The organism is Streptomyces sp. NPDC054765, assembly GCF_053612065.1.
In genome coordinates this window covers 1-24,714 of sequence record NZ_JBSHBP010000053.1, presented here as the reverse complement: position 1 = coordinate 24,714, position 24,714 = coordinate 1, and the positions used below count along the sequence as shown (strand labels likewise).

Sequence of the window (24,714 nt, the reverse complement as noted above, 5' to 3'; positions counted from 1 at the left end):
ACCGGGGCCCACCGCGAAGGAGCGGGGGCGTCGCCGGTCACGAAGTCCCCGCCCCGGCCGCGGCGGTGCCGCTACGCAGCGGCCAGCTTCCCCTGCGCCGACCGCAGCGCGTCCGCGAGCAGATCCGCGCCCTCCTCCGCCTCGGCGACGGTCAGCGTCATCGGGGGTGCGATCCGCAGCGAGGCGCCGCCCTGACCGCCCTTGCCGACCAGCAGGCCGCGTTCCCTGGCGGCCTCCACGACCAGCGAAGCGGCCTCGGCAGAGCGCTCGTCGGTGCCGGGCCGGACCAGTTCGATGCCGATCATCAGGCCGCGGCCGCGCACCTCCCGTACGACATCGAGCCCGGCCGCGACCGCCCGCAGCCGCTCGATGAGCAGGCCCCCGACCCGGCGGGCGTTGCCCTGGAGGTCGTGTTCGAGGAGATAGCCGAGGTTGGCCAGGCCCGCGGCCATGGTGACCGGGCTGCCGCCGAAGGTGGAGATGGAGTTCGCGGAGAGCGAGTTCATCACTTCGGCACGGGCCACCACCCCGCCGATGGACATGCCGTTGCCGATGCCCTTGGCGAAGGTGAGCATGTCGGGCGGGCCGTTGCCGTCGTGCGCCTGCCAGCCCCAGAAGTGGTCGCCGGTGCGGCCCCAGCCGGTCTGTACCTCGTCGCTGATCCAGAGGATGCCGTGCCGGGCGAGCACCTCGCGGAACGCGGCGTAGAGACCGTCCGGCGGCATGGTGAACCCGCCGACGCCCTGGACCGGTTCGGCGATCAGTGCGGCGACGCCGCCCGCGGTCTGCTGGAGCATGTCTTCCAGGTCGGCGACGCAGGCAGCGGTGTACTCACCGTCGCTCAGCTCCGCGTACGGGCCGCGGCTGCGCACTCCGCCGTGCACATAGAGCGTCTGCAGCGGCGAGAGGCTGGTCGGCGACCAGCTCTGGTTGCCGGTGATGCCGACGGTGGAGAAGGACCGGCCGTGGTAGCTGTTGCGCATCGCCAGGATCTGGTTGGAGCGGCGGTGCGTGGTGGCCAGCAGCAGGGCCGCGTCATTGGCCTCCGTACCGGAGGTGGTGAAGAAGACCCGGGCATCGGGGATGCCGGAGAGCGCCACGATCCGCTCCGCCAGCTCGACCATGGGGCGGGAGAGGTAGAGCGTCGAGGTGTGGATGATCCGGCCGGCCTGCTCGCTGACGGCCTTGGTCACCTCGGGCAGCGCATGGGCCGTCATGGTGGTGAGGATGCCGCCGAAGAAGTCGAGGTAGCGGTTGCCCTCGGCGTCCCAGACGTGGCGGCCCTCGCCGTGGGTGAGTTCGAGGGGCCGCTCGTAGTAGAGGCTGAGCCAGGAGGGCAGGACGGCCTGGTGACGGGCGTGCAGGCTCGCCGCGTCATGGGGGGCGTGGCTCATGGCTGCACCAGCCCGTCGTAGGCGTCGGGGCGGCGGTCGCGGTAGAACGCCCACTGCTGGCGGACCTCGTCGATCAGCGCGAAGTCGAGGTCCCGGACGACCAGTTCCTCCTTGGAGTCACTGGCGACGTCGCCGACGATCCGGCCGCGGGGGTCGACGAAGTAGCTGGTGCCGTAGAAGTCGTTGTCGCCGTACTCCTCGACGCCGACCCGGTTGATGGCCGCGATGAAGTACTCGTTGGCGACCGCGGCCGCGGGCTGCTCCAGCTGCCAGAGGTAGGCGGACAGTCCGCGGGAGGTGGCGGAGGGGTTGTAGACCAGCTGGGCGCCGTTGAGGCCCAACTGCCGCCAGCCCTCCGGGAAGTGGCGGTCGTAGCAGATGTAGACGCCGATCTTGCCGACGGCGGTGTCGAAGACCGGCCAGCCGGCGTTGCCCGGCTTGAAGTAGTACTTCTCCCAGAAGCCCTTGACCTGCGGGATGTGGTGCTTGCGGTAGGTGCCCAGGACCGTGCCGTCGGCATCGATGACGGCCGCGGTGTTGTAGTAGAAGCCGGACTGTTCGACCTCGAAGACCGGGACGACGATGACCATGCCGGTCTCGCGGGCCAGGTCCTGCATCCGCCGTACGGTCGGCCCGTCGGGCACCGGCTCGGCCCAGCGGTAGTGCTCGGGCTCCTGCACCTGGCAGAAGTACGGAGCGTTGAAGACCTCTTGGAAGCCGATCACTTTCGCGCCCTGCGCGGCCGCCGCTCTGGCGTACTCCTCATGCTTCGCGATCATCGATTCGGTGTCGCCGGTCCAGGTCGCCTGGACCAGTGCGGCACGCACAACATCGGCCATGAGCTGCTCCTTTGTCGATGCGTCAGCCTGCAGCCCGCGCGGGGATCTACGCGTGTGGAGGTGACCGTAAGCCCGTCCATGCACCGTGGCAAGACCATCTCCTCCGTGGCGCGTCCTGCCCTGCCCGGCAGGCACAACAGGCAAACTTGCAAGTTTGCCTGTCGACCTCGTAGGCTGGAGGTATGCCGGAAAAAGACCAGGAACGCCTGGCGGCGGATCTGGCCGCAACGGTGTCGCAGCTCATGCGCCATCTGCGTGCCGCCTCGCCCCAGGCTGAGCTCACCCCGACCCAGCGTGCGGTGATCTCCAGGATCGACACCGACGGGCCGGCCACCATCGCGGCGCTGGCCCGCGCCGAACTGGTCCGCCCGCAGTCCATGCGGCTGACCGTCGGCGCGCTGGAGGAGTGCGGCGTCCTCGGCCGCAGCCCGCATCCGACGGACGGGCGCCAGGTCGTCTTCTCCCTCACCGAGGAGGGCCGGCGGATGCTCGCCGTCGTACGGCGGGCCAAACAGAACTGGCTGGCGGTGGCCATCGCCGACCGGCTGACCGCGGAGGAACAGCAGACCGTGGCGACGGCGGCCGGGCTGATGCGGCGGCTGATGCCGGAATGAGCGACCGCTCTCCCGCCCGGCGCGGCGACGCGGCGGATGCCGTCATGGCCCCGGCGGCCGGCGCCGCTCCGCACGGCGTCGGTGCGCCCGCCGGCACCGGCACACCGACCGGCCGCACCGGCCCCGGTGAACCCACCGGCCCGAGCGGCTCCACCGGCGGCTGAAACCGGCCACCGCTTCCCCGAATCACACCGACCCCGGCGTCTACACCAGCCCCACCCCTCCCCCGGCAACCGGTCACCGGCCGCGCCGGACACACCCGCACCGCCACAACACCCGTGCTCACCCCCAGGAGTCTCCATGCCTGCCACCACCCTCGACGCCACGACCGCCCTGGTGCTGATCGACCTGCAGAAGGGCATCGCCGGGCTGCCCGTGGCCCCGGTGCCCTCCGCCGAGGTCATCGAGCGCGGCGCGCAGCTGGCCGCCGCGTTCCGCAAGCGCGGGCTGCCGGTCGTGCTGGTGAACGTCACGGGCGGCGCCCCGGGCCGTACGGAATCCGCGAGGGGCGCCGGCAGCCCGCCCGCCGACTGGGCCGAGCTGGTGCCCGAGCTCGACCGGCAGCCCGGCGACCTCACCGTCACCAAGCAGCAGTGGGGCGCCTTTCACGGCACCAGCCTCGATCTGGAGCTGCGCCGCCGGGGCGTGACCCAGGTCGTCCTCGCCGGCATCGCCACCAGCATCGGGGTGGAATCCACCGCCCGCGCCGCGCACGAGCACGGCTACCACGTCACCCTCGCCACCGACGCGATGACCGACCTGGACGCCGACGCGCACCGCAACAGCCTGGAGAAGATCTTCCCGCGGCTGGGCGAGACCGACACGACCGAGGCGATCCTCGCCCTCCTCGGCTGAGGCCCGCGGCCGTACGCGCGGCGGCCTGCGCCTCAGGGGCGTACGCCGTCGCGCGGCGCCGGGTGTCCGGCCGGCCGCCGCTCGTGCCAGCGCAGATCGTCCTGGAGCTGGGCGGCAAGGGAGATCAGCCGCGGTTCGCCGTGGGCGGGGCCGAGCAGCTGGGCGCCCAGTGGCAGGCCGTCGCTGCTGAATCCGGCGGGGACGCTCACCCCCGGCCAGCCGAGCACATTCCACGGCCAGGCGTACGGACAGGCGGCGATCATGGCCTGATCCGTACGCCAGCCGCTGAGCTTGGCAAGGGTGCCGATGCGCGGGGGCGGGGTGGCGGTGGTCGGTGTCAGCAGGATGTCGTAGGGGCCGAACAGGGCGCCGATCCGGCGCTGTTGACGCCTTTCGGCGGCTCGTGCCCGGCGCAGTAAGGGCCCGCCGAGCAGTCGGCCCATCCGCGCCGCCTCCCGTGTACGGCGGTCCAGGAGGGAGCGGTCGGGGACCCGGTCCGCCCACTCCCCCACCCCGGCCGTGGCGCGCGGGACGAAGGCCAGCCCGACCAGCCCGTAGTCCGGTTCCGCCTCCTCGACGAAGTGGCCCAGGCGGGCCAGGGTACGGGCCACCGCGGTCACCGCCTTCCGGACATCGGGGTGCAGCGGCTTGGGGGTGAAGGTGAAGGCCGCCTTCCACGACAGTGCGATGCGCAGCCGGCCCGGGTCCCGGCCGGCGGCCTCGCGCGCCGCGATGGCGGGCGGCCGGTGCAGATCACCGTCGTGGTTGCCGCTGGCCACGTCCAGCAGCAGCGCCGCGTCCTCGACCGTACGGGCCAGCGGCCCGATGCCGGTGATCCCCTGGAAGGCCTCCGGGTCCGGCCAGGTGGAAATCCGGCCGCGCTGGGGCTTGATGCCGACGAGGTGCGACCAGGCGGCCGGGATCCGGACCGAGCCGGCGCCGTCAGTGCCGAGGGCGGCGGGAACCAGTCCGGCCGCGACCGCGGCGGCCGAGCCGCCGGAGGAGCCGCCCGGGGTGTGGGCGAGGTTCCAGGGATTGCAGGTGTTCCCGAAGGCGGGTCCCTCGGTGAACGGCCACTGCCCCAGTTCGCAGGCGTTCGTCTTGCCGACGATGACCGCGCCGGCCGCGCGCAGCCGCCGGACGACCTCGGCGTCGCGCTCCTTGGGCGGGAATTCGCCGGCGCAGCCGAACGCGGTCGGCTCGCCTGCCACATCGGTGTCGTCCTTGACCGCGACCGGCACTCCGAGCAGCGGCAGCCGCTCCCCGGCCGCCAGCCTGCGGTCGGCCTCCGCGGCCTCCGCCATCGCCGCCTCGGCCCGTACCCGCCGGAAGGCGTTGACGCTGGCCTGGGTGGCCTCGATGCGCTCCAGCGACCGCCGCACCAGCGCGGTCGAGGTCACCCGCCCCTCGGCGAGCGCCCGTGCCTGTTCGGCGAGGCCCTCCAACTCCCCGGCCGTGGCACCGATGTGCCGGGCCGGGACCGGACCGGTCTCGCTTTCCTGGCTCTCGTCAACGCTCACGCTGCGCGCCCTCCCTGGGACCGCTCATTCGAACGAACGGTCCCAGGAGGTTAATCGTCACGGTGATGGCCATCAACGACGCCGCGCGGTGCGCCACATCGACGACACACGGACGGCACACAGCGGCCGGACGTGTCCCGGCGGTGTGACGCCCGGTGCACGGACCGGGGACGGGACGGCCAGTGCACGGACCGGGGAGGGGACAGCCGGTGGATGCCCCTTATGACCGGTGGACGACCATCGCCGAGCCGCCGCCGCGCCGTACCTTCTCGGCGGCGGCCAGCCAGCGGCCGTCCGGCAGCCGCTGGATGCCGGTCGCCGCGCCGATCTCCGGGTTCTGCTTGAACGCATGTCCGATCGCTTCGAGTTGCCGCCGGACCGGGCTGTTCCACAGGCCGGGTTCGAGTTCGGTCGTCGCCGCGTTGCGCTGACTGGCGCGCGGCGCGGCGATGGCGTCGACCAGCGGCATACCCCGGTCGAAGTGGTTCACCAGGGTCTGCAGCACGGTCGTGATGATGGTCGCGCCACCGGGCGAGCCGAGCGCCAGCACCGGCCGGCCGTGCCGCAGCACGATCGTCGGCGAGATCGAGGAGCGCGGCCGCTTGCCGGGCCCCGGAAGGTTGGGGTCGTGGACAGCCGGGTCGGCGGGCGTGAAGGAGAAGTCGGTGAGCTCGTTGTTGAGCAGGAAGCCGCGGTGCGGGACGACGATGCCGCTGCCGCCGGTCTGCTCGATGGTCAGGGTGTAGGCGACGATATTGCCCCACTTGTCGGCGACGGTCAGATGGGTGGTGTTCTCCCCCTCGTACGTCGTCGGCGCGGCCTTGCCGGCACTCGCGCAGCGCTTGGGATGGCGCGGGTCGCCGGGCGCGAGCGGGCTGGTCAGCGCCTTGTCGTCGTGGATGAGGCAGGCACGGGCATCGGCGAACCGCTGCGAGGTGAGGGCCTTGGTCGGTACGTCCTCCTGCGCCGGGTCGCCGACCCAGCGGCCGCGGTCGGCAAAGGCGATCCGGCTGGCCTCCAGATAGCGGTGGAGGTACTGCCGCTCGCTCAGCCGGGAGACATCGCTCTTCTCCAGGATGTTGAGCGCCTCGGCGACGCTGGTGCCGCCGGAGGAGGACGGCCCGATCCCGTAGACGTCGAGGCCTCGGTAGCGGGTGTGGGTCGGGGCCTGGCCAAGGGCCCGGTAGGCGCGCAGATCGCCCGCGGCCAGCTTGCCGGGCCGCACCGTGCGGGTGGACCCGGCGCGCACCGGCGGCTTCCGGACGGTGCGCACGATGTCCCGGCCCAGGGCGCCGTCGTAGAGGGCGCGGACGCCCTTCTTCGCCAACTCCCCGTATGTACGGGCCAGATCGGGGTTCTTCAGGGTCGAGCCGACCGCCGGCAGCTTGCCGCCGGGCAGGAAGAGGCCGGCGGTCGCTGGGAAGTCCCGGAAGCGCGCCTCGTTGTCCGCGGTCTGCTGACGGAAGGTCGCATCGACAGTGAAGCCGCCCGCGGCCAGCTTCCGGGCGGGCCGCAGGACCTGGTCCAGGGACCGGCTGCCCCAGGTGCGCAGTGCGGTGTCCCAGGTGGCGGGGGTGCCCGGGGTGCCGATGCTCAGCCCGCTGGTGACGGCGTCGGCGAACGGGATCGGCTTGCCGTTCTCCAGGAAGAGGTCCTTGCCGGCGGAGCGCGGGGCGGTCTCCCGGCCGTCGAGCGTGCGTATGGTCTTGGCCTTGGCGTCGTAGTAGACGAAGTAGCCGCCGCCACCGATGCCTGCGGAGTAGGGCTCGGTGACGCCGAGGGCGGCGGCGGTGGCGACCGCCGCGTCCACGGCGTTGCCGCCCTTCTTGAGCACCGCGATACCGGCGGCCGAGGCATCCGCGTCGACGCTGGAGACGGCCCCGCCGGAGCCGATGGCGAGCGGGGTCTTCGCCGGTGTGGCGGTGGCGGTGGTGGCGCCGTCCCGGGCCGCGGGAGCCGGCCGCGCGGGCGCGGGGGAGCCGGCGGCGGCCGGGACCGCCACCAGGGAGCCGGCCAGCGCGGCGGCCGCTCCGAGGACGGTGAGACTTCGGACTGTGGTCATACCGGGGTTTCCTCCAAGGGCGGGCGAGGGGGGCGGCAGGGGCCGGAGCCTACTCGGCGCAACAGCGCGCCGACAGAGGGCATTTCACCTGCTGCCGCTCTGACGGCGGCAGCGACCAGCTGCCTGTTCACGTACGGATCAGGTATGTCCGTACGGACCGGGACAAGCCGCTCCGGCACCCCGCCCCGCCCTCGAACACCCACCCGGTGAGCCGCTACGCTCCCCGGCCATGGACGACACCCTGCTGCTTCTGACCGTGGCGGCCGCGGCCCTGCTCGTGGGCCTGGTGGCCGGCTGGGCCGTGCAAGCGGCGACGGTCCGGCGGAAGCTGACCCGCGAACAAGGCTTCTTCGGGCTGCCGGACGGTTCGGAGTGCGTGCTGGTCACCCACCGGGACAGCTCCTCGGCCCACTGGAGCATCCCCCGTCATGACGCGCTGGCACTGCTGGGGCTGGCCGCGGTGGTCGAGAACTGCGGTGCGCACCCCGAGGTCGCCCCGCACGACACCGGTCTGCAGGGCTTCGGGGCGCGTACCGAGTTCTGTGTCGGCGACCCGACCGCGCACCGCCGGCTGGCGGCCCATCTGGCCAATCTGCTGCCGGGGGTCGCGGTGCATCCGGGCGACGAGTCCGGCGCGGGCCGCGGCACCTTCACGATCGGCGGCTCGACGTACCGGATGGAGCCCGGTGCGGTCGAGTATGTCCTGCTGGCCCGGGTGACCGCCGGGGAGGGCGACCGCCCGGTGTTCCTGGCGGCCGGCCAGCGCCCGGTCACCCACCGGGCCGCGGTCCGTCATCTGGTCCGCAACCGGGCCCGGCTGGCCCGTAAGCACGGCGTCGAGGGCCAGTTCTGTCTGCTGCTGAAGGTGGTCAGCTCGCAGGCGTACGGGCCCGATGTCGTCGAGCTGGTCGCCGATGTCACCAAGGCCGCGCTCACCGCCCCGGAGCCGAAGGGGCACCGGGCGGCGGCCTGAGAGCGGGCACCGGCGGGCCGGGCCGCCACGGGCCGGGGCGGTGCCGGCGGCCCTTACCTCGTGCCGGCGGTCAGTCCGTAGGGCCGGCCCCTAGAGACCGGACACCCGCCCGCCCTCGTCCGGCCCCCCGCCGGACGGGAGCCGGTAGGGCACACTGACCACGGCCACCCCCGGGGTGAACAGCAGCCGGGCCTTGAGCCGGAAGGCGCTCTGGTTGTGCAGCGGCTGTTCCCACCAGCGTCCGACGATGAATTCGGGGATGACGACGGTGACGGCGCCGCCCGGATGCCGTGTGCAGACATCCCGGACGTAGTCGGTCACCGGCCGGGTGAAGTCCCGGTAGGGAGAGCTGAGCACCCGGAGGGGGACGTCGATGCCATGGGCGTCCCACTGCTCGCGCAGCCCTTGCACATCGGCGGGATCCACCGCGACGATCAGCGCGTCCATCGAGGTGGGACGCATCGCGCGGGCATAGCCGAGGGCCTTGAGTGTGGGTGCGTTCAGGGCGTTGACCAGCACCAGCACATGGTTCCCGGCGGGCTCCCAGGGCCGCGCGCCGGGTGCGACCGCCAACTCCCGCCCGACGCGCTCGTAGTGCTGGTGCACCACGCGCATCCCCATGAAGAGCAGCGGCATGGCGATCACCACGATCCATGCGCCATGCGTGAATTTGGTGATCAGGACGACGATCAGGACCACCCCGGTGAGCACCGCGCCGACCGCGTTGATCGCCTGGGAGCGCCGGTGGCGGACCCGTTCCCGGGCCGGCAGCCCCGGTGCGGCGAGCATGGTCCGCCAGTGCCGGACCATGCCGGTCTGGGACAGCGTGAAGGAGACGAAGACGCCGATGATGTAGAGCTGGATGAGGTGGGTGAGTTCCGCTTTGAACAGGATGATCAGGCCGATGGCGGCCAGCGCGAGCAGGATGATGCCGTTGGAGAAGACCAGCCGGTCCCCGCGGTTGTGCAGCTGCCGCGGCACGAAGAGGTCCTCGGCGAGGATCGAGGCGAGCATCGGGAAGCCGTTGAAGGCGGTGTTGGCGGCGAGGACCAGCACTCCGGCGGTGAACGCCTGCAGCAGATAGAACAGCGTGGTGGCGCTGCCGAAGCTGGCCCGTGCGATCTGGGCGAGCGCGGTGGGGGTCGGGGTGTCCGGCGGCAGCCCCAGTTCGGTCGGCTCCACCGCGACATGTACGTCGTAGAGCATGGCCAGCACCGTGATCCCGCTGAACATGGTGACGGAGAAGAAGCCCATGATCAGCAGCGTGGTCGCGGCATTGCGGCTCTTGGGCTTGCGGAAGGCGGGCACTCCGTTGCTGATCGCCTCGACACCGGTCAGCGCGGTGCAGCCGGACGCGAAGGCGCGCATCCCCAGCAGGACCAGCGCCGCCCCGGTGTACGTGGATACGGCGTGCAGCGGCAGATCCGCGGACTCGGCGCGGGGGATGGCGCCGGTGGCCATCCGTACGGCCGCGAACGCGAACATCAGGTAGATGAAGAAGACGAACCCGTAGGTGGGCACGGCGAAGACCCGCCCCGATTCCCGTACGCCGCGCAGATTCACCAGGGCCAGCAGCGCGACGGACCCGACGGACAGCGCCACCTCGTGGCCGCCCAGGGAAGGAATCGCGGAGGTGATCGCGGCGACACCGGAGACGACGGAGACCGCAACGGTCAGCACATAGTCCACGAGCAGCGCACTGGCCGCGGTGAGCGCCGCGTTCCGCCCCAGGTTCTGCGCGCTGACGATATAGGCCCCGCCGCCCCCGGGGTACGCGTAACAGGTCTGCCGGTAGGACGCCACCACGACCATCAGCACCAGCACGATGGCGGCCGCGGCGTACCAGGCCAGATGGAGCAGTGCGACCCCGCCGAGGCCGACGACCAGCAGGATTTCCTCGGTGGCATACGCGACCGAGGACAGCGGGTCGCTGCAGAAGATCGGTAGCGCCAGTCGCTTCGGCAGCAGCGTCTCGCCGAGCCGCGCGCTGTCCAGCGGACGCCCCACCATCATCCGCTTCGGCCTGAAGAATTGACTCATAGGCGGACAAACTATGGGCCGCCCGGCAGGAGGAGAGGGAGGCTCGCGCAGCCGCGGCGCATCGTGGCCACGGGCCGGAAACCCCCTGCCACGGCGCCTCCCGGACCGTCGAAGCGCTGGAGTGGTCACTGCCGCGCCTGCGGGACGACGGCTGCCTCCCGGGCCGTACCGAGCCCTGACCAGGAGGCCGGATCAGGAGCCCGCGAGGCCCGCACCGCCGGCGCCGGGTGAGAGCGGTCACCCGGCGCTCCGGAATCCCACCTCATGGTTTATCGTTCAATAGGAAGCGGGCACCGCACGACGGCGCCCGAGGGCCCTCCCCCAGGGAAGCCGGCCCCCGCCACACGCCGGCAGGCCCTGAGCCCGCCGCCGTCACCGCCCGCGCCCCCGAAAGCCGCCCCGGCCGAATTCCCCCGTTCGGCCGGGGCTTCCCTTTCCCGGCCCAGTTCTCGTACAGCGCCAGGTGGCGTGTAACGCCGAGTAGCCGTCTCGCGTCGAGGGGATGGTGATGGCAGGGTGCCGGGCCCGGCGAGGGGATTTGGCAGCTCAAGCGTTGTCAGTGGTGGCGTTTAGGTTTCGACCATGACACAGGCCGCACAGACGTACGCCTATCTCCGCCCCTCCGCCGTGCACCGCACCGCGGAGGGCGGCACACTCAGCCTCCAGACCTCCGGCGGCGCCACACCGGCGGGTCAGCAAGCCCATCCGAGCTTCTTCCACGGCTTCCTGACCGGCCCTCAGATCGCTGCGGCCGGCCTGCTGTGCGTCGCGGACATCGCCGCCGCCCGTTACTACCAGCCGCTGCGCCCCGCATGGCTTGACCCGGTGGTCACCGGGAACGGGGACCGGCTGCGGTTCGAGTCGTTCTCCGGCTGCTGCGGGGTGTACGCGCGGCTCGACATGCTGGGCGACGCCCTCGACGGCGACGACATCGGACACGGCACGACCAACGTCGATGTGAACAGCCCGCTCCGGGAAGCCCTGACCCGCGTGGGCCCGGCCGATCCGCTGCATCTGGAGGTCGGGCCCGACGAACTGGCCGTCACCACCTTAGACGGGCCGGTGGTGGAGAAGAAGGTGCCACTGCCCGACCGCTGGCTGCGCGGCTTCGCCGAGACACAGGTGATCGCCTCGGGGTTCGACCTGCGCGCCGAGCTCTCCGCGGCCGAGGCCGTGCGCTTCCTCCGCTCGCTGCCACGTCCCGGAGCCTCCAGCGGCGCGTCGCGGGGAGCGCGCTGGGTCGTCCCGGCGGGCCGTTCGCTGCGCGCCACCACCCGGCCGGTCCCCGGAGCGGTCTGTCTGCCGGGTCCGGAACGGCTCGGCGCGCTGGCCCGGGTGCTGCGCCATGCGACGGGCCTGCGGGTCCACGGGCCGGCCGTCACAGCGGGCAGCGGCCCCGTGGCGAGCGCCTGGGAGGTTCAACTCCCCGGGATGCGCCTCACCCTCACCCTGTCCCCGGACGCGTCGCGGGGCTTCTCCGGCGAGGGCGCCGTCCTGGACGACCTGGCGGCGGAGGAGGCGGCCGGGGACGCCGATCTGGTGTCGGTGCTGCTCGCCTGGGACCCCGCCGTCGACATCGCCGACCTGGCCGCGCAGTCCGGGCTCACCGCGCCGCGCGTACGGGCGGCGCTCACTCGCCTTGCAACGGCCGGGCGCATCGGCTACGACGTGGCGGAGGCGGCGTACTTCCACCGGGAGCTGCCGTACGACACCGGGCGGGCCGAACGCCACAACCCCCGGCTGCGCGCCGCCCACGCCCTGGCCGAGGCGGGCGCGGTGCGACTCGACGGTGAGCTGGCCACGGTCACCGTCGACGACCACATCCACCGTGTCAGGTCCGCCGAAGGGCGCCTGACCTGTACCTGCCGCTGGTGGGCCGAATACCGCGGCGGCCGCGGACCGTGCAAGCACGCCCTCGCCGTCCGCATCGTCCGCCGCGCGGCGTCCCACCGCACGAGCGCACACCGCAGCACCGCCGCCACCCGGCACACGACCGACACTTCCACCGCTTCCACCGGAGCCTCCTCATGAGCGTGATCTCCACCCACGGCATCCCCGACGGAGCCACCGAGGGCATGTGCGAGCTGCTGCACGCCGTGCGCGAGGGGTGCGCCGAAGCCGTCCCCGGTTTGGTCGGCACGCTCACCGACGCCGAGCGGCGCAAGTGCCTGCCGGTGCTCAAGACGTATCGCAAGGCCATGCGGAACAACTGGCGCGACGGGCACATGGCCGTGCGCGCGGCACTGCTGCTTGCCGGGGCGGGGTGCTGCACCGGTGCGGCCGCCGCGGCCCAGTGGCTCGCCAGCGCCGACCTGCGGTGGGGCGGCAGCGATCCCTCGCTGGTCCTCGACGCGATGGCTGACCGTGACCGCGAGTGGCTGGGCCAGGTGGCGCACCGGCTGGCGGAGCGCCGCACCGCCGCGGAGGAGGAGTACCCGCTGATCGCACGGCTGGTGCGCGCCGCCGGCTGCGAACCTCCCACGACGGACGGTTTCGTCCTCGGTTGGGAAGACAGCATCCCGAGCCGGGACAGGACGGTCAAGGACACACTCCGGGACGACCCGTTCCTGACGGTGATGGTCCCCCGGCTCTTCGAGGTGCCGGAGGCCGGACCGGACATCCAGCGCCAACACAGCACGCCGGACGACCCCGGATGGCCCGACGCGCTCGCCGGGCTCGCCGAGGAGGGGCGGCTCAGCCGAGAGATGCTGATCGACGGCTGTCTGTCGCGGCTGCTGCGCGGTGGCCGGCTCGGCATCATGAAGGGGTTCCTCGCCCTGCTGACCGCTCTGGACCTGACCGAGGACGAGCGGGCGACGCGCACGCTCACCTGGGTGCGGATGCTGCCCGACGCCCACGCGCTGGTGGCGGCGCGTGCCCAGGAGGTGCTGGCCGGGCTCGATGAGGCGGGCCGGATGGAGACCGAGCACCTGGCCGAGGCATCGCGGGCCGCCCTGTTCCGGCCCGAGAAGAAGATCGTGCGGGCTCAGTTGGCCATGCTCGACAAGGCGATGAAGCGTGACCGGTCGCGCACGGACGAGTTGCTTCCCGCGGCCGCCGAGGCCTTCGGCCACGAGGAGCACAGCCTCCAGGAGCGGGCCCTCGCCCTGGTCGTCCGCCACCGCAAGCACACCGGCGCAGCCGCCCTGGCCGAACTTGCGGCGAGCGCCCAGCAGCTCGCCCCCGACCTGCGCAAACGCGCGGCTGAGGCGTTCGGCGGCACCCTGGTCGGCGATGCGGCCGATGCCCCGGCCGCCGAGGGCGACACACTGCCGCCCGTGCCGAGCGCCGAGCGCCTCGAGCCGGCACCGCTCACCTCCGCCGAACTCGCCGAGGAGGTTGGTGCGCTGCTGCGTGGCGGCGGCACCCCTGCGCAGTGGGAGCGGGCGCTGAACGGTCTCGTGGTGCATGCCCACACCGACCTGGCGGGCCTCCGCGCTGCCCTGGAACCGGTCGTGGCCCAGAAGCCTGCGGTCTGGGACCCTATGTACCGTACCGAAACTCTCAACGGCTGGGATGGGCTCTTTTGCGTCGTCGTGTCCGTCATGGGCATGGCCTCGGAGAAGGACCTGAGCTTCATCCGCAACCGGGCCCTCGATCACCAGTGCCCGCACTCGGCGATCCGGTCCGTCCCCCGCATCCGCGCAGCCGAGATCGGGGCGCGGATGAGCGATGCCCCCTTGCCGTTCCTGCTGGCCACCCCCACCTGGTCGACGGGGACCATCGAAGCGTCGGAACTGGTGACGCGGCTCGCCGCATACGAGCGCACCGGCACCGAACCCGGCCAGGCCGACCTCGACCAGGCCCTGCTGCGGCTCGACCGGGAGGTGCCGCCCGAGGCACGGGCGGCCGCCGCGAAGCTCACGTCCCCGGCGGGACGGCGGCTCGCCGCCAGGCTCACCTCGGGCGGACTGCCCGATCCCGCGCTCTCCCGCGCCACCGAGCGACTGCGATGGCGGACTCCCCGCCCCGGAGTGCTGGTGAGCACCGAGGCCGTTCCCGGGTACGAGGACTATCCCGAGCCGTTCCGATCCCTGCTCGGTGCCCACGACCCCATCGGGAGGTCGTGCAAGTGCGAGGCCGGCGGGGAGTGTTCCCCGCACGCCTTGGCCCTCCTGCCCCAGCACCGGGAGATCATCGCGGGGCGGATGCTGGTGACCTTCGCGAACCTGGCCGAGTTCGACAACGTAGGCGAGGGCGCGCCCGTCCTGCCCGCGCTGGCCGAGTCGGGCGGACCGGCCGGGCCCGCGACCCACCTCCTCCTGGCGTACGGCCTCGGGGCACGGCGCGTGGAGGAGCAGCTGTTCGCCGTGGACGCGATGCTCGTCCTGGCCGCTCGCGGACAGCTCGACGCGGCCCAGCTCGGCCGGGACATCGTCGAGCTGACCGGCCTGCGCCGGCTCAAGCTCCAGCGAATCGTGGCGGCGCTGCGGGAAGCGGTGCGCACCGGCGCGTACGCCACGGTGTGGGCGGTGCTCTCGGCCGCCCTCCCCCTCCTGCTGACAGGCGAAGCGCCACACGGCCTCCCCGCCGTGCTCACGATCGCGGCCGAATGCGCGGAGCGGTCCGGAGCCCGTGGGGCGATACCGGAGATCAACGAGCTGGCGGCGCGTTCGGGCTCGTCACAGCTGGTCAAACAGGCGCGGCGCATCAAGAGTGTGACCGAGATACCGGCCACAGGGTAATGAGATTCTCCCGCGCGTCGTGCAGCTGCTGCGCGACGCGCGGCCTGGTCGGGGTTGAGCTTCGGCCGGCGCCCGCCGCCCCGGCCGCGGGACCGCGGGACCGCGCGGAAGCGAGCCCGTCGTTCAGCGCCGGCGGCGCGAAGGCATCCCGTACGAGAACTGGGCCTTTCCCGCGCAGGGACGGCCTTCTCAGCGCAGATGCGACGCCCCGTTCACGTCGAGCACCGCCCCGGAGGTCCAGACCGCCTCCGGCGAGGCCAGATAGTGGACGGCGGACGCCACCTCCTGCGGCGAAGCGACCCGGCCGAACGGGCTCTGCTCCCGCACGTCCTCCGTGAGACGCTCCGCGACCCGCTCGGTCGCCACGAATCCGGGAGCCACCGACGCCACGCCGATGCCGTACGGCGCCAGATGGACCGCCAGCGACTGCCCCATCGCATGCAGCGCCGCCTTGGACGCGCCGTACGCCGGGTGATCCGGCTCCCCACGGAACGCGCCACGCGACCCGATGTTGACGATCCGTCCCTCCACCTCGCGCTCGATCATGCTCCGCGCCGCGTGGTAGGTGACATGGGCCGCCCCCAGCAGATTCACGTCCACGACCTGCCGCCAGGCGCTCTGCCAGTCCTCGAACGACGTACGGTCCAGCGGATGCGCCACATTCGCGGCGGCGTTGTTGACGAGCACATCGACGCCGCCCAGTCCGTCCACGGCCGCCTCAACGACCGCCGCCGCCCCCTCCGGCGTGCTCACATCCCCCTGCACCAGCACATGGCCGCTGCCGGCCAGCCCCGCGAACGCCTCCTGCGCCGCCGCGCGCCGCGACGCGTAATGCAGCGCGACCCGGTCCCCATGGGCGGCGAAGAGCTGGGCAACTGCCCGGCCGATCCCCCGCGAGGCCCCGGTCACCAGCACCGCCCGGCTCATCGGACCCCCTCCGCCCCGGCGCGCGGACGGCGGTCCCGGCCGGAACCGCTACGGGACCGCAAGAACTCAGCAAACGACCAGGGACGGTTCATCAACAGATCAATCCTTACCTCGTGCCGTGGCACAAACGATCGTAAGGAATCGTAGGGAATCGTTGGGAGCCACAGGGGAGCCGCAGGGGAGCCGCAGGGGAGCCGCAGGGGAGCCAAGCAGCTGCGGGCCGCGCAGGGCCGATCCCCCACACCTCAAAGAGTGCTCGGCATAGAGTCCGTGAATGCCGTTCCACCACAACGATCACTACCACCGCCTGCTGTTACGTCATCTGCCGCGGAAGTGCCGTTCATCTCGTGCCTGGCGAGCATCCACCACATGCCCTTCGGCACCGTCACCGCGCTGCGCAAGGCGCTCGCGCCGGGCGGTGGGCTGGTCATCCTCGGCTGCTACCCGGAGAAGTCGCCGGCCGACTGGGCCTGGAGCCTGGCGGCCGTGCCGGTCAATGCGGTGGCCAGGCTCGCCATCGCCGTCGCGGAGCGGCTCCGCCCGGCCGCTGCCGCCGCGGTACGGGCACCCGTCGCGCCGCCGGAGGTACCGCTGTCCCGGATCCGCCGGGAGGCCGCCGTGCTGCTTCCCGGCTGCCGGATCCGCCGGCTGCTGTTCTGGCGCTATCTGCTGGTGTTCCGCAAGGACGGGCCCCGTACGGACGGGTGACCGCGGCGGCGCACCCGTCCGGACGCCACCCGTCTCCCCCGGTGGGCAGGACGCGGCGGCCGAACCGCCGTTGCATGCAAAGATGCTGGGCCTCGGCCTGGCCGTGAGCGTGCTGATCGATGCCACCGTGGTCCGGCTGCTGCTGGTCCCCGTGGTGATGACGCTGCTGGGCCGGGCGGCCTGGTGGACGCACCGGTGGCTAGACCGGATCCTGCCGCAGGTGCGGACGGAGGGCGAGGAGCAGCTCCCCACGACCGGTCCAGCCGGACCGGTCGTGGGGAGCTGACCGGCCCGACCTGACCGGCCCGGCCCGACCTGACCGGCCCGGCCTGACCGGCCCCGCGTCCGATCTGCGGGCGCGCCCGGATCCGACGACCATCGGCATATGGCCCCGTCCGCCGAGCGTGGCTCGGCCCCGTACCCCGTGATCCGGCCGATGCTGGCCACGGTCGGCCCGCTGCCCGCCGGGCACGAGGAGGTGGCCTGGGCGTTCGAGGCCAAATGGGACGGCGCGCGCTGCATCGTCGACACGCCCGGCGACGGAACGATCCGGCTGGTCACCCGGGCGGGCAACGACGCGACCTCGACCTACCCGGAACTGGGGCCGCTGGGCGAACAGCTGCGGGGCCGGCCCGCGGTGCTCGACGGCGAGGTGGTGGTGCTGGACTCCCGCGGGCGGCCCGACTTCGGGCTGCTGCAGCGCCGGATGGGCGTGGTGAACCCGCGCCGTACAGCCCGGCTGGCCATGGAGCACCCCGTTCACCTCGTGCTGTTCGACCTCATGTACCTGGGCGGACCGCTGCTCGGGGCGCCGTATTACGAGCGTCGGCGCCTCCTGTCCGGGCTGCGGCTGCGCGGCCCGAACTGGTCGGTACCGGGGTATGTGGAGGGCCATGGGCAGCAGGCGTGGGAGGCCTCGTTGCAGGGCGGCCTCGAAGGGGTGGTGGCGAAGCGTCTGACCTCCGCGTACCTGCCGGGCGTCCGGTCACCCGAGTGGCGCAAGACGAAGCATCTGATGACCCTCGACGTGATCATCGGAGGCTGGACCGAGGGCCAGGGCGGGCTGGCCGGCCTGCCCGGTGCCGTCCTGGCGGGCCTCGCCGAACCCTCGGGGCTGCGCTACGTGGGCTCCGTCGGCTCGGGGCTGTCCCACCGGGAGCGCCAGGAGCTGGCGCAGTACCTGGGGGTGATCCCGCTCGGCCACTCCCCTTTCCTCAACCCCGTGGACGCACCGGGAGCGCACTGGGCCGAGCCCCGGCTCGTCGCCGAGATCACGCTCAGCGGCTGGACCTCGGGCGGCCGGCTGCGGCACCCGATCTGGCACCGGCTGCGCCCCGATCTCACCCACCTCGGCTGAGCGAAGGGATACCTCCGGGAAGAGATACCTCCAGGAAGGGACACCTCCGGGAAGGGATACCCGCCCGGGAAGGGATACCCGCCCCGCTCCGGGAAGGCTCGCCATGAGGACTCCGCGCCACCGCAGACGGAAGGAGCCGGTGATGCCCCACCCCACCAACGGCAACACCGACAGCAACACCGACAGCAATGCCGACACCAATGCCGGCGGCGACTCGGCCGCCGGTACGGACCGCGCGCCGGACGGCACCCCGCCCGCCGCCCCTGACGGCAACACGGCGTACGGAAAGAAGCCCTTCAAGCGCTCCAGAAGTCACTTCGCGGACCGCATCACGGCGGACGGCCGCGACGGCTGGCCGGTCGAGGCCGGCCGCTACCGCCTGGTGGCCAGCCGCGCCTGCCCCTGGGCGAGCCGCGCCGTCATCTCCCGGCGGCTGCTCGGCCTGGAGGACGCGATCTCGCTGGCCGTCACCGATCCGGTCCAGGACGACCGCAGCTGGCGTTTCACCCTGGAACCGGACGGCCGCGACCCCGTACTGGGCATCCGCTTCCTCGCCGAGGCCTACGACGCTCGCGAGAAGGGCTACCCGGGCGGCGTCAGCGTCCCCGCCGTCGTCGACGTACCCAGCGGGCAGCTCGTCACCAACGACTACCAGCAGATCACCCTGGACTTCGCGACGGAGTGGACGGCGCTGCACCGGCCCGGCGCCCCCGATCTGTATCCCGAGCCGCTGCGCGAGGAGATCGATGTCGTCATGGCGGGCGTCTACCGCGACGTCAACAACGGCGTGTACCGGGCCGGATTCGCCACCGGGCAGAGCGATTACGAGGCCGCCTTCCACGATCTGTTCCGGCGCCTGGACCTGCTGTCCGACCGGCTGTCCGACCGGCGCTACCTCGTGGGCGACACCCTCACGGAGGCCGACATCCGGCTGTTCACCACGCTGGTCCGCTTCGACGCGGTCTACCACGGACACTTCAAGTGCAACCAGTTCAAGCTGGCCGAGGACCCGGTGCTGTGGGCCTACGCCAAGGACCTGTACCAGACCCCCGGCTTCGGGGACACCGTCGACTTCCACCACATCAAGCAGCACTACTACCGGGTGCACACGGGCATCAACCCGACCGGCATCGTCCCGCTCGGACCGGACCTGTCCGGCTGGCTGACCCCGCACCACCGCGAGGAGTTGGGCGGACGGCCGTTCGGCGACGGCACCCCGCCCGGCCCGGTACCACCGGCCGAGGAGGTCCCGGCCGGCGGCCGCCCCGAGCCCTTCCTGACCGGACTCTGACCGGCCTCTGACCGGCCCCGGCCGGTTCACTGCCGCCCGGCCGCTTCAGCGGCCCCCGGCTGCCGGATCCGACCGCCGGTCCCGGACCATGAGACCCTGAGAACAGACAAGGACAGACGAGGACAGACTGGGGCAGGCAAGGACAAGAGCGACGACCAGGTGGCACGCAGACCCGCCGAGCACACGGGCTCCCGGTCCGCCACCACGCTCCGCCCACCACCGCTCTCCGCCCACCGCCGCGACCCACCCGCCCCGCGCGATTGCACGCACTCCATCCGAGGAGTGAACGATGAGGATGGTCCTGAAGGCCCGGATACCTACCGAGACAGGCAATGAACTGATCCAGAACGGCGAACTGTCGAAGATCATGGAGTCGGCCATCGCCGCCCTGCAGCCGGAGGCGGCCTACTTCACCCTCGACGACGGCGAGCGCACCGCCTTCTTCTACTTCGACCTGAGGGAGTCGTCGCAGATGCCGACCCTCCTCGAATCGTTCTTCATGGACCTGCATGCGAACGTCTCGCTGCAGCCGGTGATGAACATGGCGGATCTGCGCACCGGACTCGGGGAACTGATGAGCGGCACCTGAACGGCGCCCGGCGCTCCCCTCACTCCGGCACGGTGTCCTCCGGTGTCCCCCGCGCCAGCCCGGCCAGCACATCGAGCGCATCGGCCAGCGCGTCGAGGGGCGGCGAGGCGAGGGCCAGACGTACGGCGTTGGGCGTATGCCCCGGGCCGACGGCGAACGCACCGGATGGCGTGACGGCGATCCCGCGGCGGGCAGCGGCGGCGACGAAGGTGTCGGCCCGCCATGGGTCCGGCAGCTCCCACCAGCAGTGATACGCCTGCGGGTCGGCCCGGACCCGGAAGCCGGCCAGCCTCTCGGTGACGATCCGCTGGCGCGCCGCGGCATCGCCGCGCTTCGCCTCCTCGATGGCCGCCGCGGTGCCGTCGGCCATCCAGCGGGTCGCCGCGTCGAGCGCGAAGCGGGAGGCCGTCCAGGTCCCCGACCTGAGGGCCGCCGCGAAGTCCTGTGCGGCGCCCGGGGGCACCGTGAGGAACCCCAGTGACAGTCCGGGCGCAAGCCGCTTGGACAGGCTGTCGACGACCACCGTGCGCTCCGGCGCGAGGGACGCGAGCGGCGGCAGGTCGTCGCGGAGGAAGCCGTAGATGGCGTCCTCGATGGCGTGGATGTCCAACTCCCGCAGCATTGCGGCGAGTTCGGTACGGCGTCGGCCGGGCATGGTGATGCCCAGCGGGTTGTGCAGGGCCGGCTGGACGTAGACGGCGCGCAGCGGAGCGGCGGTCCGCAGCGCCTCGGGGGTCAGGCCGTGCGCGTCCATGGCGAGGGGGACGAGCGTGACACCGAGGCGGGCCGCGATGCCCTTCACCACGGGGTAGGTGAGCGCTTCGACGCCGAGGCGTTCACCGGCCGGGACCAGTGCGGCGACCGCCGCGGCCAGCGCCTGCCGGCCGTTGCCCGCGAAGAGCAGCTGCCGGGGGTCCGGTGCCCAGTCGGCGCGGGCGAGGTGGGCGGCCGCGGCCCGGCGGGCCACGGCCGTACCGACGGCGCCCACCGGGCGGAGCGCGGCGGCCAGCGCGTCGGGGCGCACCAGATGCGCGAGGCTCTTGGCGAGGAGCGCGGGCTGATCCGGCAGAACGGGGAAGTTCATCTCCAGATCGACCCGGGCCCCGCCCGGCTCGGCCAGGGCGGGCTCGTCCGAGGGCGGGGCGGTGCGGACGAACGTACCGCGGCCGACCTCCCCCACCGTGAGACCGCGTCGGCTCAATTCCCGGTACACCCGGGCCGCCGTCGAACTGGCGATCCGCCGGTTACGGGCGAACCGTCGCAGCGGTAGCAGCCGGTCCCCGGGGCGGAGCCGGCCGGCAGCCATGTCGGCCGCAAGCTCATCGGCAATCACACGATAGTCGTCCACCGGCCACTCCCACCATATTGCACCGAGTGCATTTTCCTCATTGTGCCGAGAGATTGCCTTCTATAGCATCGAGGCGTCAAGTCGCAGCAGAGGGGATGTCTCCGTATGGGATCGGTCTTTCGCCGAGAGATCACTGTGGGGTACGAGGACGAGGGCAGCGGCGAGCCGCTGGTGCTCATCCATGGCCACCCGTTCAACCGCTCGATGTGGCGTCCACAGACCGAGCACTTCAGCCGGGCCGGATGGCGGGTGATCGTCCCCGACCTGCGGGGCTACGGGGACACCACGGTGGTCCCCGGCAAGACCCCGCTGGCGACGTTCGCCCGGGACATCACCGGCCTGCTCGACCACCTCGGGATCGAGCGCTGCGTCCTCGGCGGCCTGTCGATGGGGGGCCAGATCGTCATGGAGTGCTACCGGCTCTTCCCGGAGCGGATACGGGGCCTGCTGTTCGCCGACACCTTCGCCACGGCGGAGACCGAGGACGGCCGGACCGCGCGATACGACATGGCGGAGCGGCTGCTCCGCGAGGGCATGGACGGCTATGCGCGCGAGGTGCTGGCAAAAATGGTCTCCCCGCACACACTCGCGACCCAGCCGGCCGTCGCCGCCCATGTCCTCGCCATGATGACCACCACACCCCCCGCCGGTGCGGCCGCCGCACTGCGCGGGCGCGCCGAGCGCCCCGACTACACCGCGCTGTTGTCGCGGATTCCGGTGCCGGCCCTGGTGGTGGTCGGCGCGGAGGACGCCTACACCCCCGTGAGCGACGCCCGCGATATCCACGAACGCCTCCCGGATTCCCGGCTGACGGTCATCGAGCAGGCGGGCCACCTGCCGAATCTGGAACGGCCGGACGAGTTCAATGCGGCGCTGGGCACTTTCCTCGACTCGCTGCCCCGAACCGCGGGACCGGCCGCGCCCCAGGCCTGAGCGCCACGACCGCCGCTCGCACGACGGCGTTCACCGCCGAGCCGCGGGAACCGGCAGGTCATCGCAGCGGGACACCTCCGGCCCGGCCACCCGCCCGGACGCCAACAGTGCCGTGTGCGGCAGCACCAGCCACCCGTCGTTGTCGGTGAACTCCTGTGCCGGCACGGCGAATTGCTGCCGGATGCGCTCGGTCACGGCCGCTCCCCCGCTGAGCACGATCCGGCCGATGGCCGCCACCCCCGCCGCCGGGCCGCTCCACCACTCCCGCGGGGTGGTGCGGTGGTCCCAGGACAGCGGCCGGCAGGCCACATCCGCCAGACCCGCGCCCCGCAGCAGGCCGACGAGGCCGTCCTCGGTGCGCGGGAAGTCGTCCTCGGGGACGAGCGCGGGCACGGACGGCGGACGGGTCACACCAGCCGCCTCTACGGCCTGGCCGAGCAGGACCTGCCCCGGCGCGGCGGGGGCCACCCAGAGCGTCACCGACCCTCCTCCCCCGGTCGGCGACGCGACCGGCAACCAGACTCCGACACCCCGGATCCGGCACCTCGGATCCCGCAACTCGACCTGCCACCCGACCGACGAACGACGACCGACAACCAGCAACGAGCGACCAGCGACCAGCGACCAGCGACCAGCGACCAGCGACCAGCGACCAGCGACCGACAATCAGCCACCGGATGGCATTCGGCATCATCCTCCCCGGTCGCCCCCACCCTCCTCCCTCCCCCCTCTCCCCTCCGCACTCCCGACTCCCCCTGGACCCAAGGGCGTTACCCAGCCGTAACCTACTGATGGGTTACCTCGGGTAAGGAGTGGACCTTACTCTCCAGTCACCTCGGGTCGCCGTACGCCCCTCCTGTCCCCGGACAGCGTGCGGCCGGCCCGCATCGAGATCTGGAGCAGAAGATGAGGCCCTCCCGTACGACCCTGCGCGCCGCGGTCAGCACCGTGTCCGCGGCGGTGCTCGCCACCACGGTTCTCGCCGGGACACCGGCCACCGCCGAGGCGGCGGCGCCGGATTCCGCCCCCACCGCAGCAGCGTCGGACGGCTCGCCCTCCGTCAGGTTCGTCGACATCACGGGCGACGGCGGCATCACCCTCAAGGCGAACGTCTTCACACCGGCCGGCGCCGACGGCACCCGGCGCTACCCGGTCATCGTGCTGCCCACCAGCTGGTCGATGCCGCAGATCGAGTACATGGCACAGGCGAAGAAACTGGCCGAAGGGGGCTATGTCGTCGTCGGCTACAACACGCGCGGTTTCTGGCAGTCGGGCGGAGAGATCGACACGGCCGGCCCGAAGGACATCGCCGATGCGTCGAAGGTCATCGACTGGACACTGGCCCACACGCCGGCCGATCCGCAGAAGGTCGGCATGGGCGGGGTCTCCTACGGTGCCGGGATCAGCCTGCTGGCATCCGCGTTCGACAAGCGGATCAAGGCAGTCGCCGCGCTCAGCGGCTGGGGCGACCTCATCGACTCGATCTACAGCGGCCGCACCCAGCATCGGCAGGCCGTGGCGATGCTCGGCGGAACGGGCGGGCTGACGGGACGCCCCAGTCCCGAACTCCGGACGATCCTCAAGGACTTCCTCACCTCGAACCTCGCCAAGGAGCAGGACATGATCGCGTGGGGGAGGAAGCGCTCCCCCGCCACCTATCTCGACAAGATCAACGCCAATGGTGCCGCGATCATGCTGGGCAACGCCTGGGGCGATTCCCTGTTCCCGCCCAACGAATACGCCGACTTCTACGAGAAGCTGAAGGGGCCCAAGCGGCTGGAGTTCCGCCCTGGGGACCATGCGACGGCCGAAGGGCTCGGGCTGTTCGGACTGCCCAACGACACCTGGACCCACACCCGGCAGTGGTTCGACCACTACCTCAAGGGCGCGGACAACGGCATCGACCGCGAGTCACCGGTGCTGCTCAAGTCCCGTTCCACCGGCGCGTACGAGGGCTACAAGAGCTGGCAGGACGTGCCGTCCACGCACCGGAAGATCGAGCTGGCCGGCCGCACGCAGATCCGCACCAACTGGGACTCCGGCGCGGACGGCGGACTGATCTTCCTCTCCAGCATGATGGACCAGTTCTTCCGGCTGCCGCCGATGGCCTCCATCCCGCTGCTGCCACGTTCCCTGGCCGCCGTCTGGCAGTCCGAGCGCTACGGGACCGAGCAGCGGGTCAGGGGGACCACCACGCTGCACACCACCCTGACCAGCACCGCGGAGAGCGGCACCGCCATCGCCTACCTTTACGACGTGGGCCCGCTCGGCATCGGCAAGCTGGTCACCCACGCGCCGTACACCTTCCACGGCAAGACGCCGAACCAGCCCTTCGGCGTCGATCTGGAGCTGTTCTCCACGGCCTACGACGTCCCGGCCGGCCACCGTCTCGCGGTGGTCGTGGACTCCGTCGACCCGCTGTACATCGAGCACAACCCGAGCGGCGCCCGGCTGACGTTCTCCTCCCCGGCGGGGGATCCGTCGTATGTGTCGGTGCCGGTGCGCGACTAGGGCCTGTGTGTGGTTGTGATCAACCTTCGGGTTCCGTCCCCGCATGGGGACGGAACCCGGTAGGAAGC

The 24,714-nt window shown here is 72.2% G+C and carries 20 protein-coding genes and 1 pseudogene; 13 read left to right on the top strand and 8 right to left on the bottom strand.

Annotated elements, in window-relative coordinates; translation table 11 throughout:
• Positions 1-71: 71 nt before the first annotated feature.
• Together ACWGJY_RS27800 and ACWGJY_RS27795 are read right to left on the bottom strand one after the other, a co-directional pair.
• On the bottom strand, positions 72-1,394 hold the full coding sequence (locus ACWGJY_RS27800) for an aspartate aminotransferase family protein (protein ID WP_453263593.1): 1,323 nt from the start codon (positions 1,392-1,394) through the stop codon (positions 72-74).
• Positions 1,391-2,233 (bottom strand): nitrilase-related carbon-nitrogen hydrolase, encoded by an 843-nt coding sequence (locus ACWGJY_RS27795; RefSeq protein WP_453263592.1) that lies wholly within the window; start codon positions 2,231-2,233, stop codon positions 1,391-1,393. The genes ACWGJY_RS27800 and ACWGJY_RS27795 overlap by 4 nt, the downstream gene beginning before the upstream one ends.
• Positions 2,234-2,415: 182 nt before the next feature.
• Between ACWGJY_RS27795 and ACWGJY_RS27790 the strand changes: the two genes are divergently transcribed.
• The 3 genes from ACWGJY_RS27790 (at position 2,416) to ACWGJY_RS27780 (ending at position 3,702) form a co-directional block, all read left to right on the top strand.
• Positions 2,416-2,847: a MarR family winged helix-turn-helix transcriptional regulator gene (locus ACWGJY_RS27790; protein ID WP_453263591.1), complete on the top strand. Its 432-nt coding sequence runs from the start codon at positions 2,416-2,418 to the stop codon at positions 2,845-2,847.
• Positions 2,844-3,011 carry a hypothetical protein gene (locus ACWGJY_RS27785; protein ID WP_453263590.1) on the top strand — a complete coding sequence of 56 codons (168 nt, stop codon included), beginning with the start codon at positions 2,844-2,846 and terminating at the stop codon, positions 3,009-3,011. Before ACWGJY_RS27790 ends, ACWGJY_RS27785 begins: the two co-directional genes overlap by 4 nt.
• Before the next feature lie 136 nt (positions 3,012-3,147).
• The gene (locus ACWGJY_RS27780; RefSeq protein ID WP_453263589.1) at positions 3,148-3,702 is read left to right on the top strand and encodes an isochorismatase family protein; all 555 of its coding nucleotides are present in this window, start codon (positions 3,148-3,150) and stop codon (positions 3,700-3,702) included.
• Between the two features lie 32 nt (positions 3,703-3,734).
• Here the strand turns inward: ACWGJY_RS27780 and ACWGJY_RS27775 are convergent, their stop codons facing one another.
• Complete coding sequence (locus ACWGJY_RS27775; protein WP_453263588.1) at positions 3,735-5,222, bottom strand: amidase; 1,488 nt, start codon at positions 5,220-5,222, stop codon at positions 3,735-3,737.
• Between the two features lie 220 nt (positions 5,223-5,442).
• Positions 5,443-7,284 carry a gamma-glutamyltransferase gene (gene ggt, locus ACWGJY_RS27770; protein WP_453263587.1) on the bottom strand — a complete coding sequence of 614 codons (1,842 nt, stop codon included), beginning with the start codon at positions 7,282-7,284 and terminating at the stop codon, positions 5,443-5,445.
• A 229-nt stretch (positions 7,285-7,513) separates the two neighbouring features.
• Between ggt and ACWGJY_RS27765 the strand changes: the two genes are divergently transcribed.
• A complete protein-coding gene (locus tag ACWGJY_RS27765) occupies positions 7,514-8,257 on the top strand; it encodes a hypothetical protein (RefSeq protein ID WP_453263586.1) in 744 nt (247 codons plus the stop codon).
• A 90-nt stretch (positions 8,258-8,347) separates the two neighbouring features.
• On the opposite strand, the gene ACWGJY_RS27760 is transcribed toward ACWGJY_RS27765, so the two are convergent.
• Positions 8,348-10,297 (bottom strand): APC family permease, encoded by a 1,950-nt coding sequence (locus tag ACWGJY_RS27760; protein ID WP_453263585.1) that lies wholly within the window; start codon positions 10,295-10,297, stop codon positions 8,348-8,350.
• Positions 10,298-10,879: 582 nt separating this feature from the next.
• Here ACWGJY_RS27760 and ACWGJY_RS27755 point away from each other — a divergent pair.
• Together ACWGJY_RS27755 and ACWGJY_RS27750 are read left to right on the top strand one after the other, a co-directional pair.
• Positions 10,880-12,328 carry an SWIM zinc finger family protein gene (locus ACWGJY_RS27755; RefSeq protein ID WP_453263584.1) on the top strand — a complete coding sequence of 483 codons (1,449 nt, stop codon included), beginning with the start codon at positions 10,880-10,882 and terminating at the stop codon, positions 12,326-12,328.
• Positions 12,325-14,982: a DUF7824 domain-containing protein gene (locus ACWGJY_RS27750; protein ID WP_453263583.1), complete on the top strand. Its 2,658-nt coding sequence runs from the start codon at positions 12,325-12,327 to the stop codon at positions 14,980-14,982. Before ACWGJY_RS27755 ends, ACWGJY_RS27750 begins: the two co-directional genes overlap by 4 nt.
• Positions 14,983-15,171: 189 nt before the next feature.
• Here the strand turns inward: ACWGJY_RS27750 and ACWGJY_RS27745 are convergent, their stop codons facing one another.
• Positions 15,172-15,909: an SDR family NAD(P)-dependent oxidoreductase gene (locus ACWGJY_RS27745; protein WP_453263582.1), complete on the bottom strand. Its 738-nt coding sequence runs from the start codon at positions 15,907-15,909 to the stop codon at positions 15,172-15,174.
• 369 nt (positions 15,910-16,278) lie between these two features.
• On the opposite strand from ACWGJY_RS27745, the gene ACWGJY_RS27740 reads away from it, so the two are divergent.
• The 5 genes and pseudogenes from ACWGJY_RS27740 to ACWGJY_RS27720 all read left to right on the top strand — a co-directional run bounded on the left by ACWGJY_RS27740 (position 16,279) and on the right by ACWGJY_RS27720 (position 19,854).
• Positions 16,279-16,617 carry a hypothetical protein gene (locus ACWGJY_RS27740; RefSeq protein ID WP_453263581.1) on the top strand — a complete coding sequence of 113 codons (339 nt, stop codon included), beginning with the start codon at positions 16,279-16,281 and terminating at the stop codon, positions 16,615-16,617.
• Positions 16,618-16,696: 79 nt separating this feature from the next.
• Positions 16,697-16,903, top strand: a pseudogene (locus ACWGJY_RS27735) (hypothetical protein); the annotation flags it as partial.
• A gap of 99 nt (positions 16,904-17,002) precedes the next feature.
• Positions 17,003-17,974, top strand: a complete 972-nt coding sequence (ligD, locus tag ACWGJY_RS27730) for a non-homologous end-joining DNA ligase (RefSeq protein ID WP_453263580.1) — start codon at positions 17,003-17,005, stop codon at positions 17,972-17,974.
• Between the two features lie 142 nt (positions 17,975-18,116).
• The gene (locus ACWGJY_RS27725; protein WP_453263579.1) at positions 18,117-19,265 is read left to right on the top strand and encodes a glutathione S-transferase family protein; all 1,149 of its coding nucleotides are present in this window, start codon (positions 18,117-18,119) and stop codon (positions 19,263-19,265) included.
• A gap of 289 nt (positions 19,266-19,554) precedes the next feature.
• A complete protein-coding gene (locus ACWGJY_RS27720) occupies positions 19,555-19,854 on the top strand; it encodes a hypothetical protein (RefSeq protein ID WP_453263578.1) in 300 nt (99 codons plus the stop codon).
• Positions 19,855-19,873: 19 nt separating this feature from the next.
• Here ACWGJY_RS27720 and ACWGJY_RS27715 read toward each other — a convergent pair whose 3' ends face one another.
• Positions 19,874-21,202, bottom strand: coding sequence for an aminotransferase-like domain-containing protein (locus tag ACWGJY_RS27715; RefSeq protein ID WP_453263577.1), 1,329 nt, complete (start codon positions 21,200-21,202; stop codon positions 19,874-19,876).
• Positions 21,203-21,307: 105 nt separating this feature from the next.
• On the opposite strand from ACWGJY_RS27715, the gene ACWGJY_RS27710 reads away from it, so the two are divergent.
• Positions 21,308-22,135 (top strand): alpha/beta fold hydrolase, encoded by an 828-nt coding sequence (locus ACWGJY_RS27710; protein WP_453263576.1) that lies wholly within the window; start codon positions 21,308-21,310, stop codon positions 22,133-22,135.
• A 30-nt stretch (positions 22,136-22,165) separates the two neighbouring features.
• Here ACWGJY_RS27710 and ACWGJY_RS27705 read toward each other — a convergent pair whose 3' ends face one another.
• A complete protein-coding gene (locus tag ACWGJY_RS27705) occupies positions 22,166-22,615 on the bottom strand; it encodes a hypothetical protein (RefSeq protein ID WP_453263575.1) in 450 nt (149 codons plus the stop codon).
• Between the two features lie 426 nt (positions 22,616-23,041).
• On the opposite strand from ACWGJY_RS27705, the gene ACWGJY_RS27700 reads away from it, so the two are divergent.
• Positions 23,042-24,646, top strand: a complete 1,605-nt coding sequence (locus ACWGJY_RS27700; RefSeq protein ID WP_453263574.1) for a CocE/NonD family hydrolase — start codon at positions 23,042-23,044, stop codon at positions 24,644-24,646.
• The last annotated feature ends 68 nt before the right edge of the window (positions 24,647-24,714 follow it).